This is a genomic window from Winogradskyella sp. (genome assembly GCF_003712105.1).
Taxonomy (GTDB): Bacteria; Bacteroidota; Bacteroidia; order Flavobacteriales; family Flavobacteriaceae; genus Winogradskyella.
Genome location: NZ_RHLG01000005.1, coordinates 26,659 through 38,722, shown reverse-complemented (window position 1 = coordinate 38,722; position 12,064 = coordinate 26,659). Strand labels below are relative to the sequence as shown.

Sequence of the window (12,064 nt, the reverse complement as noted above, 5' to 3'; positions counted from 1 at the left end):
TAGGATTCAAAAATACATAAATTACTTAATTGTTGCCCATATATTAAGCATTATTCACGAAAACGATAGCGTAAATCTAGTTCTATTTAAAAAGGATAGTTAATACCTATGTTGTAAGTGGCATTACTAAAATTGTAATTGGTAAACCAACGGTCGCCCATAGGTAATGATGGGTCGTAAGTTTTAAAACCTACATCACCGCGAAGCACAAAAAATCTAAAATCATAGCGTAATCCAAATCCACTACCAACAGCTATATCTCTTAGAGATTTTAAATTTGTAAACGTAGATTCTGGGTCATCAACAACATTATCAAATGCATTCCAAATGTTTCCGGCATCGATAAATAAAGCACCATCAAAACTTCCAAAAAGGTTAAAACGTTGTTCTAAACTAAAATGTAATTTTAAGTTAGCTTCATTAAACTCATTAGTGTTTTGAGATCTTCCTGGCCCCAAATCATATGCTGTCCAAGCTCTATTATCATTTGGTCCACCAGCGAAGAAACTTTCTACAAACGGAATATTATTTGAGTTTCCAAAGGGGATTGCAACTCCAAAATAACTTCTAAACGCAAGAATGTTTTTCTTTCCTCTAAAGCCAAAATATTTTACATAGTCGATTTCAGTTTTAAAATATTGAGAAAACGGAACATTGAAAAGCTCATATCGTCCATCGGTATTTTTATCAAGACCGGCAAGGCTAGCAATACCTGAAGCTAAGTTACCAGCAAGTTCCACATGATATTTAAATCTAGAAAAATCATTGTCTGTTAAATCAGATCGAGTATCTCTGGTATAATCAAAACTAGATGAGATTATTAAGTTATTTTCAGTTAATCTATCTTGTCTTTGGTTAATGTTATTGACATCAATAAATGCATCATCAACTTGAGTCAAAGAGGTATTACCATTAAGAACATCGTCTATGAACATATCGGCAGGCGAGAAGTCATTAGTATTAGGTACCTGAAGAGTTTCCCCAGCATTTATATAACCAATAGTTGTTGCAATTTCATTTAACCTGTTAAAAGAATTGGTATATACACCAAAGTAATTTTCAGGGTTAAGGTTTCTTACATATTGCACATTAAAAAGTTCTAAGCTATTGGTTACTTTTTGTGATGGAAACCAATTATATTCAAAGATACTAGACAGCGTTTGGCGGTCAAGACCTATGTTTTGTTGACTAGTAGCAGTAAGATTTATTATGGTGTTTGGTGACATGGTTTTTGGTATGATCTTTTCTGTATTTATTGGAAAGAATAACCTAGGAATCGTTAAGCTTACAGATCCACCAAACTCATTGATATTAAAAAATGTATTATCAGTATCACTAATATCTTCTGAGGCACCAATAGATCCAATAGCTGATATATCTAGTGTTTCAGCACCTCTAAAAATGTTTCTTATTTTGAGTCCAGTACTAAATGAAAACCCAACTTTTTGAATATTACTTTGAGAGACGTCAAATGAAATGCCTAATTCGTATTTTTTTCTTGGTGAAAGAAAGATGTTAGCCGTTAGGGTAGAATCTGCTTCATTAGCGACATAATTAACACCTGGATATAGAAACATTTGAAGTTGGTTTAAGTATCGAGATGTTCTAGTTCTATCAATATCTCTATAGATATCACCTTTTTTAATAAAAACAGCATCGGTCAAGGCTTTAGGCTTAAATTTAAGCTTATCGAAACTGTATAAATTATATCCGTTATAGTTTGTGCTATCAGTAATAGTTTTACCTTGAATCATATTCGCATTTGAAGCATCGGTAAAAATGTTTACTTCTTTTATTTTATAGACTTTAAAGGGTTCAATTCTGGTAGAATCTTCAGCACGTATTACGCGATTATCTATAAATAATTCAGCATTAAACTTGCTTCTAGATTTAAAGGTGTCCACCTCAAATCGTACATAATCTTGACCAAAAAAGTAAAGTCCAGAATTACGCATTACGGTGTTTATTCTTGACCGTTCATTTGTAAAATTATCCGCATCGTATTGTTCACCAAATTTTAATAAAGATTCATTTTTTGTGGCTTGATATATCGAATCAACTACTGGTGTTTGTATAGTGGTCGTAAGTGAGTCTAAGGTGCTTGGATTATTTTTAGTTACTGAATATGTCACTTTAGCACGTTTATTAGAGTCTTTTTCTATTGTATAATCAACTTCATTATACAGCCATCCGCGCTTATAGTAATAGGCTCTTAATCTATTTTTTGTCTTTTTAACTTTATCTTCATCTAAAATAGTTGGTGCTTCACCAGTGCGTTTTAGCCAACTATTGAAGTTTTTACGAGCTTGTAATTCTCGATCAAACTGTTTTTTTGAAAGCACATTGGTCTTCCGTTTAACTTTAGACGAATCGTTCAGTATTTTTTCTTGTAAGATAGAATCGATATTAGGCCTGGCAAGATTATAAATATGAAGCCTTAAAGGAAAAAGACCAATTCCAGAGTTTGGTTTTTGTATAGGAATATTTGTTACACGCTCTTTCTTGGTAACACTTCCGTCAACTTTAATTTTATTTTCAACAAGCAAATACTCATTATCAGCGATACGTTTAACTGTATTGCAAGAATATAAAAACACCAAAAGACTAAAAGTTAGTATTATTTTAGTAATACAAAGATTTTTGTTTTTAAAAACCAGTTTTTGGTATTTAGGGTTCAAATTGAAAGTATTTTTTTGATATCAAAAACGACGCAATAATTAGTCCAAAATGTATTAATTTGCCTAATGATATATTAAAAACAAAAGTAAGTACATTTTAATGTTATCAAAGAGTCAGATAAAATTAATTAAAAGTTTAGCTCAAAAAAAATTCAGAGCTCAACATGGTTTATTTACGGTCGAAGGTATTAAAGGGATTACAGAGTTTCTAAATTCTTCATTTCAATTAAAAGAATTGTACACCGTCCAATCAATTTTTGAGGTGTCTGATGATAAAGTAAACTTGATATCTGATACCGAATTAAAGCGTATCAGTCAACTGAAAAACCCGAATACCGCTTTGGCAATTTTCGAGATTCCTAAATCAAAAGATGTGACATCAAATCAGTTGATTTTAGCTTTAGATGATGTACGCGATCCTGGGAATTTAGGTACTATTATTAGGCTTTGTGATTGGTTTGGAATAAAAGATTTAGTATGCAGTTTAAGTACAGTAGATTGCTATAACTCAAAAGTTGTTCAGGCAACCATGGGGTCTTTAACTCGTGTTAATGTAAGTTATGTAGATTTAGAAGATTTCATTTCAGAATTGGATACTACTATTTTTGGAACCTTTATGGATGGGGATACTATTTACGGAAGTCCATTACCTCAAGAAGGTATTATAATTATGGGCAATGAAGCCAACGGTATATCTGAGTCTATTGAACGTTTAGTAACAAAACGGATAGCAATACCAAGATTTGGGACTATTAAAGCTACCGAAAGTTTAAATGTTGCAACAGCAACTGCAATTTGTCTAAGTGAATTTAAACGAGAGCTTATCTAAACGTAAAGTTTATAAAAATACCCCTTGTTTTCATAGAGGTTACGTTACCAGTCCAGGGACTATTTGGGTCAATATCTCTAACAATTTCATCATTAATAGCAAAAACACCTCTGATTGAAGGTGTAAATTTAAAGTATAGGAGATACAAGTCTATCCCAAAGCCTATTTCGTAGAAGTAATTATTGGAAGTCATCCTAAACTCGCCACCGCTATTATCACTTGGATTATTTTCATTACTCGCCAAATTTATGGCTGTAGACACACCGCCAACAATAAATGGTCTAAAATTATTAATTCGTTTTGTTGAGAATTTTACTAATAAAGGTAGATGTATGTACGTCGATTTTACTTCTCTTAATAAATCTGATGGATTAAAAGTTTGCCCAGCAAAATAACTTTGATCATATAGTAGTGTTCTGGTTGTAAAGTATACACCTGGTTCAAACCTTAAGTTAAAGTAATCGTTAAGTCTTAAATCGCCAGTTAAACCAACCTGAAAACCAGTAGTTGCATCCACAAGGATATCAGCACGGTCTTCTTCATATTCAAATTTAAAATCATAACTATTAAAACCTAAGAAGTAACCCCAAGACAATACTTTTTTATCCATTGTCTGTAAGTTAGCTACTTTTTCTCTCGAAAATAATTGTGCATAACTACAATTAAAGCTCATTATAATAGTAAAAGCTATAATTAATTTCTTCATATACTTAACCCTTCGATGCGGTATAGATTGTTGCAACACCAAACGTTTGTGGTTGGTCTTTGACATTAATAAACCCAATTTGCCTTAAAATATTGTTTAGCTCTTCTCCAAAAGGAAAAACTGAAGCAGATTCGCTCAAATATTTATAAGCACTTCGGTCTTTTGAAAACATCTTGCCAATAGTAGGTAAAATATATTTAGAATACAATTTATATCCCTGTTTATATGGTGTCTTTGTAGGAACAGATGTTTCTAAAATAACAAATACTCCATTAGGTTTTAACACGCGTAATATTTCGGCAAGGCCTTTTTTTAGATTCATAAAATTTCTAACACCAAAGGCAACAGTGATGGCATCAAAAGTATTGTCTTTAAAAGGTAAATCTTCAGAGTCGCCGATTACCATTTTAATAATACCATCTAGTTGTTTTTCTTTTATTTTTTGTCGCCCAACCTCAAGCATACCATCACTTATATCTAAGCCTACGATTTCCTTAGCCGAAGTTTTAGATAAGTGTATAGCCAAGTCACCGGTTCCGGTGGCGATATCTAAAATAGTTTCCGGAGTGCTATCGGCCACAATTTTCACAACTTTTTTTCGCCATTTTACATCAATTCCAAACGAGATTACCCTGTTGAGGTCATCATACTCTTTAGAAATGGTATCAAACATTTTGGTAACCTGTTCTTTCTTATTCAAGTCACTGTCTTTGTATGGTTTTACGGTCTTTGGCATTAAAAAAATTTTTGCAAATATAATGTATTCTTCAAAGTTGAATGTTTAATAACTCTTTAATTATATTGATTTTAAAACACGTGTAGAGCTTAAAATAAATGTATATTTGTATACTTTTTACAAATACATGTAAATGAAGATTATTATTGCCGGAGCTGGAGAAGTCGGATTTCATTTGGCAAAATTACTGTCCTACGAGTCTCAAGAAATCACCTTAATAGATAACCAAAAAGATAGTTTAAGTTACGCAGGTGAAAACTTAGATATAAGAACTATTAAGGGTGATGCTACATCAATTGCTACATTAAAAGATGGGCGTATTGAAAACGCTGAGCTTTTTATTGCCGTTACGTCCTCAGAAACAACGAATATAACGGCTTGCGTTTTGGCTAAGCAATTAGGTGCAAAACGTACTATAGCTAGGATATCTAATACAGAGTTTATAGATAATAAGGAAGACCTTGGGTTTTCAAAATTTGGAATTGACGAACTTATTTCACCAGAATCTTTAGCTGCTGGTGAGATTGAACTCTTACTTAACCAATATGGGTTTAATGATACTTATGAGTTCGAAGATGGTAAATTAACCATGCTAGGTCTACGTTTATCGCGTACGGCAACTTTTGTAGGTAAAACAGTTAAAGAAGCGGCCGAGCTGTATTCAGAATTACATTTTATTCCTATTGCGATTCAGCGTTACGGTACACAATACACCATAATTCCTAGAGGTGATACAACCTTTAAGGAAGGTGATAAAGTAGTGTTTGTTACATCAAAAGGTGGTGATGAAGAACTTTTTGAGCTTTCGGGTAAAGTAAAAATGGGTATTAAGGATGTCATGATTCTCGGCGGTAGTTCTATTGGTTCTAAAACTGCAAAAGACCTTTGTAAAAGCAAGTTTAATGTAAAACTTATAGAGAACCATAAGCAAAGAGCAGAAGAACTAGCCGATGAATTACCTAATGCGTTGGTGATTTGTGGTGATGGTAGAAATGTAGATATTCTTGAAGAAGAAAATATATCGGATATGGATGCCTTTATTTCAGTTACTGGAAATTCTGAAACCAATATTATGTCTTGCTTATTGGCAAAATCTAAAGGGGTAAAAAAGACCATCGCTTTGGTTGAAAATATGGATTATTACCAATTATCTCAGTCTATTGGTATTGATACACTAATCAATAAAAAGCTCTTAGCGGCAAATAATATATTTAGATATATCAGAAAAGGTGAAGTAGTTGCAATGACCAAATTAACCAATATGAATGCTGAATTATTAGAGTTTGTTGTAAAGCCAAACTCTAAGATTACCAACAAACAAATAAAGGATGCCGATTTTCCAAGGTCTGCAATTTTTGGTGGTGTTATCCGTAATGGAGAAGGCCTTATTCCACTTGGAGATTTTAAAATTGAAGCTGGTGATAGAGTAGTAGTCTGCTGTTTACCGCGTTCTATTGCTGAGGTTGAAAAGTTTTTTGCATAGTCTATGGCTAAAATGAAACTTAATTATAAAATCATTTTCCATTTTTTAGGATTACTACTCTTATTTAATGGTGGTTTTATTTTGATAGCCACATTAATTAGTGTTATTTATCAAGATGGTGTTACTAAAGAATTATTGCTATCAGGCATAACGACGCTTCTCATAGGTGGTTTTGTAATGTTTCATACGAGGAATCACCGTAAGGAGATGAACAAACGAGAAGGTTATATTGTGGTTGCCTTGGGATGGATTGTGATGTCTTTATCAGGAACCTTACCTTACTTAATTACCAATGCCATTCCAACATTCTGCGATGCGTTTTTCGAGACCATGTCTGGCTATACAACAACTGGAGCAAGTATACTTAATGATATTGAAAGTGTTCCAAAAGGTGTATTATTTTGGCGCAGCATGACCCATTGGATTGGTGGTATGGGAATTATAGTTTTGGCTATAGCTATTCTGCCTTTACTAGGTATAGGTGGCATGCAGTTATTTGCTGCTGAAGCGCCAGGTCCTGGTGGTGATAAACTGCACCCAAGAATTACAGATACAGCAAAGCGCTTATGGCTTATTTACTTTGGGTATACAGCCGCTGAAACTATTTTATTGCAAGTTGCAGGAATGTCGTTTTTCGATGCCATTAATCATGCTTTAAGTACTCTATCTACAGGTGGTTTTTCAACAAAAAATGCAAGTATTGCACATTGGAATGACACTCCAGCTATTCAATATATTATTATGATTTTTATGTTTTTGGCAGGAACAAATTTTGTCTTAAGCTATTTCGCATTCAAAGGAAAGGTGCAAAAAATTATCAAAGATGAAGAGTTTAAACTTTATTTCAAATTCATAATAGTATTTACCATCATTGCTGCTTTACTCATTTATTTTAGAGCTGATGTGTCGGAATCCTCAGTGAATCATCCAATGGTATTTGGAGAGTTAGAGAGCGCTATTAGGCATGGGCTTTTTCAGGTTTTAGCTATTGTCACTACGACAGGCTTTGTTACTGCCGATTATACCATGTGGACCCCATTTTTAACAGTTTTCTTTTTTGGGTTAATGTTTTTAGGAGGTTCCGCAGGAAGTACTGCTGGTGGTATTAAGGTCGTAAGACATCTAGTATTAATAAAAAATGGGTTCTTAGAGTTTAAGCGAGCGCTACATCCAAATGCAATTTTACCTGTACGATATAACCAAAAATCAGTTTCTGGAAATATTGTATTTAACATACTAGGGTTTTTCATCACTTATATGATTTTCTTTATAATAGGCGCCTTAGTATTTTCAATGTTTCAAATAGATTTTGAATCCGCTATTGGTTTATCGGCCTCAAGTCTAGGTAATGTTGGACCCGCTTTAGGCGATTTTGGTCCAGTAAATAATTATGCTGCATTGCCACCTTTAGGAAAATGGTGGGCTTCTTTTTTAATGCTTTTAGGACGTTTAGAATTATTTACTGTCCTTATATTATTGACACCTTTTTTCTGGAGAAATAGATAATTTTTTCATCTTTTTGAAAAATTTCCTCAAAATAATCTAGCCTCTATAAATACTGATATTTCCAGAGTTTTATGGTTGGTTTTTAAGCACTTATGTGAGAGATATCGTGTAACATTTTTAAAATAGTGTCGTCATATTAGCGTAACCAATTAAAAATTCATCAATCATGGAACTTGTAGTAAACACATTTGAAACTGAACCATTACCCGAACCCAGAACGAGGTTTGTGTATTCAAACGAACCAATGTTAAACTCTAATTATAAGGCAGCTGCTCAAGAGAACTTCATCAATTCTTCAAAGCCATCTGTTTTTGGAATGAGACAACGAATTAAATTCAAACGATATAACAGCGTAAACGCTATCGGAGTTTTACTAAAATTATCAGTATTTGTAATTGCATTAACAATGATGTTTTAAGTTAGCATACTCTAAATGTATTCTAAATGCTTCTCATTTTTAATGAGAGGCATTTTTTGTGAATTTAATTTAACTATTTAAAACGATTTACCATGCACGGAAACTCAATGAATACAAGTATTAAGAATAATCTTAAACAACTTAAAAAACGCGATAAATTTAAGTTTAGCTTAATTAGTAATAGTAATCAAAAAACCGAGTATAACTTACCAAAAGCTTCTGAAAAGCAATTGCGTGATATAAGAAAGCGCTTAAAAAAGGAAAGATCGTTGTGGTGGTTTAATGCAATTTTGCTAACACTATTTTCAATCACTTTTATAGGATTTTTAGTCTTTAGTGTAATTAATATAACATTCTAATCATGCCACTAGGAGAATCAATGCAGAGCACGCTTAAAAGTAATAAGCGAATAATGCTCGACAAAAAAAAGCACTTTAGAAAATCGTTAGGTGGATATGTGAAAAAACCTAAGACGAAATTAGAACTGCCTACTGCTTCACCAGAACAACTGGAAGCTATTAGAACACAACTTAAAAGACAGCACAAAAAAACCAGAATAACAATGATTTGTATTCTGGTTGTGTTGAGTTTAGGTATGCTCTATATTATGCTAAAGCTGTTTTAATTCTATCAACTGCTTCAATAATCTGTTCTTGAGATGCTGCATATGAAATACGAATGCAGTTGGGATTACCAAATGCATCTCCAGTAACTGTAGCAACATTTGCGTGTTCTAGTAAATACATTGCAAATTCTGAAGCATTGTTGATGGTTTGTCCATTTAATGTTTTTCCGAAGTAAGACGAAATATCTGGGAATACATAAAAAGCACCTTCAGGTTCATTACAAGATATACCATCGATTTTTGATAGTAAACCTAAGATAAGTTGACGTCTTTCTTTAAACTCATCAATCATATATTTAACCTTATCAGGTGAGGCTTCTAATGCTGCAATAACAGCACGCTGAGCAATACAGTTAGCGCCACTAGTAATTTGCCCTTGTATTTTATTACAAGCTCTAGCAATCCAATCTGGGGCGCCAATATATCCAATACGCCAGCCAGTCATAGCAAAAGCTTTAGACACACCATTTACAGTAATGGTTCTGTTGTACATGTCATCAAATTGAGCCATACTACAATGACCGCCAACAAAATTAATATGCTCATAGATTTCATCTGACACCACAAATATATTTGGGTACTTTTGAAGCACATCTGCAATAGCTCTTAACTCAGCTTTACTATATACTGAACCACTAGGATTACAAGGTGAACTGTACCAAATCATTTTGGTCTTTGGTGTTATGGCTGCTTCTAATTGTTCAGCAGTCATCTTAAAGTCATTGTCAATTGATGTTTTTACTTCAACAGGTACGCCACCATTTAACTTTACGATATCACTATAACTCACCCAATATGGGCACGGTAAAATAACCTCATCACCTTCATTCAACATTACAGAAGCAATGTTGTATAGTGATTGCTTAGCGCCAGTGGAAACTACAATTTGAGATTTTTCAAACTCTAAAGCATTATCACGTTTAAATTTTGTGATAATTGCATCTTTCAATTCTCCATAACCATCAACTGGCGTATAGCTATTATAGTTTTGATCTATTGCATCTTTCGCAGCAGCTTTTACAAAATCTGGTGTATTAAAATCTGGTTCTCCTAAGCTTAGACCTATTATATTTTTTCCTTGTTCTCTTAATTCTCTGGCTTTAGCAGCCATTGCTAATGTTGCAGAAGTAGATAGACTATTAATTCTATCAGAAAGTTGGTTCATTGAATTGGTAATTGAAAAATTTTAAGATTGCAACGCCGGCTTCATTCCCATTTCCCTTAAAAAACGGAAATGTGCTATAATTGCTTTTCTAGTAGTTTTATATTCTTTATACGGTAAATTGAATTCTTTTGCTGTTTCTTTTACAATTTTAGCAATCTTACCATAATGGATATGACTAATATTTGGAAAAATATGATGTTCAACCTGATGATTTAATCCACCAGTGTACCAATTTACCAACCAATTTTTAGCACCAAAATTCACTGTAGTCTTTAACTGATGTATAGCCCAGGTGTTTTTCATGGTGCCATCTTTTTCAGGTATTGGCATTTCAGCTTCATCCATAATATGTGCTAACTGAAATACGATACTCAAAATTAATCCGGCAATATAATGCATAATTAAAAACCCAATTAAGACTTCGTACCAAGCCAAATCTGTCAGTGCAATAGGAATAATAATCCACATACTTACATAAATAAGTTTGGTAATCACAAGCTTACTCCAGTTCATAACTGGGTTTGGGAGTTTTCCATAAGACAGTTTACGTTTCATGTAGCGATACATTTGCATAAAATCTGTAGTAATTGCCCAATTAATGGTTAGTAAACCGTAAAGCAATATAGAATAGTAATGCTGAAATCTATGGTGTTTACGCCATTTAGAGTGCTTAGTAAAGCGTAAGATGCGTCCGGCTTCTAAATCTTCATCGTGGCCATGAATATTAGTATAGGTATGATGCAGTACATTGTGCTGCACTTTCCAATTGTATACGTTTCCAGCAAGTATATATATGCTACTTCCCATTAAACGGTTAATCCATTCTTTATTAGAAAATGAACCATGGTTACCATCGTGCATGACATTCATACCAACTCCAGCCATTCCAACTCCCATAACAACAGTAAGTAAAATTTGCATCCAAGTAGGCATGTCTAACGTTAACAATAAAAAATAAGGAGTTAAGAACATGGCAAACATAACTATAGTTTTAATCCATAGTTTGTAGTTTCCTGTGCGTTTAATATTATTCTCTTTAAAATAATTATTAACACGTTTGTTTAGAGTTCTGAAGAATTTTGCAGAATCTCTTCTAGAAAATGTAAGCGTCTTTTGGGTGTTCATAAGCGTTATGATTTAATACCTAACGAAGCCAAATTTCATTAATTATATTGAAAGCCCAAAGATAACCATTTAATCTAAGCGTTGATATTGTATTCAAAAATAATTGAATATTAAAATAACTATTTTTGCCAAAATACTTTTATGGAGCTAATTCTAAAATATTTTCCTGAATTAACATCAACTCAAATTCAACGATTTGAGGCGCTTTTACCACTTTACAAAGCGTGGAATGCAAAGATTAATGTTGTATCTCGCAAAGATATTGACGAGCTATACTTACGACATGTATTACATTCTCTGGCTATTGCTAAGGTAATGCCATTTGCTAAAGGCTCATCCATATTAGATGTTGGAACAGGTGGAGGATTTCCAGGCGTACCATTAGCTATCCTTTTTCCAGAGTGTAAATTTCATTTAGTAGATAGTATCAATAAAAAACTAAAGGTCATTAATGGAGTTGCAGAGGCATTAGAGCTTAAAAATATAAAAACAACCCATAGTCGTGTTGAAGCTATTGACGAAAAGTTTGATTTTATAGTAAGTAGAGCTGTTACTAGAATGCCTGAGTTTACTAAATGGGTGAAAGGTAAAATTTTAAGACAACAAAATAATACGCTTAAAAATGGCATATTGTACTTAAAAGGTGGAGACTTGTCTCAAGAATTAGTACAGTATAGTAAAGTTAAGCTTTTCCCTATTAGTGATTATTTTGAAGAAGAGTTTTTCGAAACAAAAAAAGTGGTATACCTACCAATGAAATACAGTTAAAAAAGCGCCTTGAGAGGCGCTTTTT

The 12,064-nt window shown here is 33.1% G+C and carries 12 protein-coding genes; 7 read left to right on the top strand and 5 right to left on the bottom strand.

Translation table 11 applies throughout. From position 1 onward, the window contains the following. Window positions 1-86: 86 nt before the first annotated feature. A complete protein-coding gene (locus ED556_RS11550) occupies window positions 87-2,597 on the bottom strand; it encodes a BamA/TamA family outer membrane protein (RefSeq protein ID WP_296324545.1) in 2,511 nt (836 codons plus the stop codon). A gap of 181 nt (window positions 2,598-2,778) precedes the next feature. Between ED556_RS11550 and ED556_RS11545 the strand changes: the two genes are divergently transcribed. After that, the gene (locus tag ED556_RS11545) at window positions 2,779-3,507 is read left to right on the top strand and encodes an RNA methyltransferase (protein ID WP_296323859.1); all 729 of its coding nucleotides are present in this window, start codon (window positions 2,779-2,781) and stop codon (window positions 3,505-3,507) included. Here the strand turns inward: ED556_RS11545 and ED556_RS11540 are convergent. Together ED556_RS11540 and ubiE are read right to left on the bottom strand one after the other, a co-directional pair. Then, a complete protein-coding gene (locus tag ED556_RS11540; protein ID WP_296323855.1) occupies window positions 3,500-4,213 on the bottom strand; it encodes a porin family protein in 714 nt (237 codons plus the stop codon). The genes ED556_RS11545 and ED556_RS11540 overlap by 8 nt on opposite strands. A 4-nt stretch (window positions 4,214-4,217) precedes the next feature. After that, a complete protein-coding gene (gene ubiE, locus ED556_RS11535; RefSeq protein ID WP_296323852.1) occupies window positions 4,218-4,949 on the bottom strand; it encodes a bifunctional demethylmenaquinone methyltransferase/2-methoxy-6-polyprenyl-1,4-benzoquinol methylase UbiE in 732 nt (243 codons plus the stop codon). Between the two features lie 133 nt (window positions 4,950-5,082). On the opposite strand from ubiE, the gene trkA reads away from it, so the two are divergent. From trkA to ED556_RS11510, 5 genes are all read left to right on the top strand, one after another. After that, window positions 5,083-6,432: a Trk system potassium transporter TrkA gene (gene trkA, locus ED556_RS11530; RefSeq protein ID WP_296323847.1), complete on the top strand. Its 1,350-nt coding sequence runs from the start codon at window positions 5,083-5,085 to the stop codon at window positions 6,430-6,432. Window positions 6,433-6,444: 12 nt separating this feature from the next. Beyond that, entirely contained in the window at window positions 6,445-7,938 is a 1,494-nt protein-coding gene (locus ED556_RS11525) for a potassium transporter TrkG (RefSeq protein ID WP_296323844.1), read from the top strand. A 166-nt stretch (window positions 7,939-8,104) separates the two neighbouring features. Then, window positions 8,105-8,356, top strand: coding sequence for a hypothetical protein (locus ED556_RS11520; RefSeq protein WP_296323839.1), 252 nt, complete (start codon window positions 8,105-8,107; stop codon window positions 8,354-8,356). Window positions 8,357-8,448: 92 nt separating this feature from the next. After that, entirely contained in the window at window positions 8,449-8,715 is a 267-nt protein-coding gene (locus ED556_RS11515) for a hypothetical protein (RefSeq protein ID WP_296323836.1), read from the top strand. Window positions 8,716-8,717: 2 nt separating this feature from the next. Next, entirely contained in the window at window positions 8,718-8,981 is a 264-nt protein-coding gene (locus ED556_RS11510; protein WP_296323833.1) for a hypothetical protein, read from the top strand. Here the strand turns inward: ED556_RS11510 and ED556_RS11505 are convergent. Together ED556_RS11505 and ED556_RS11500 are read right to left on the bottom strand one after the other, a co-directional pair. Then, window positions 8,962-10,146, bottom strand: coding sequence for a pyridoxal phosphate-dependent aminotransferase (locus ED556_RS11505; RefSeq protein ID WP_296323830.1), 1,185 nt, complete (start codon window positions 10,144-10,146; stop codon window positions 8,962-8,964). The genes ED556_RS11510 and ED556_RS11505 overlap by 20 nt on opposite strands. Window positions 10,147-10,167: 21 nt before the next feature. After that, window positions 10,168-11,271 (bottom strand): acyl-CoA desaturase, encoded by a 1,104-nt coding sequence (locus ED556_RS11500; protein WP_296323828.1) that lies wholly within the window; start codon window positions 11,269-11,271, stop codon window positions 10,168-10,170. Between the two features lie 141 nt (window positions 11,272-11,412). Between ED556_RS11500 and rsmG the strand changes: the two genes are divergently transcribed. Further along, window positions 11,413-12,039, top strand: a complete 627-nt coding sequence (rsmG, locus tag ED556_RS11495) for a 16S rRNA (guanine(527)-N(7))-methyltransferase RsmG (protein ID WP_296323825.1) — start codon at window positions 11,413-11,415, stop codon at window positions 12,037-12,039. Window positions 12,040-12,064: the final 25 nt, after the last annotated feature.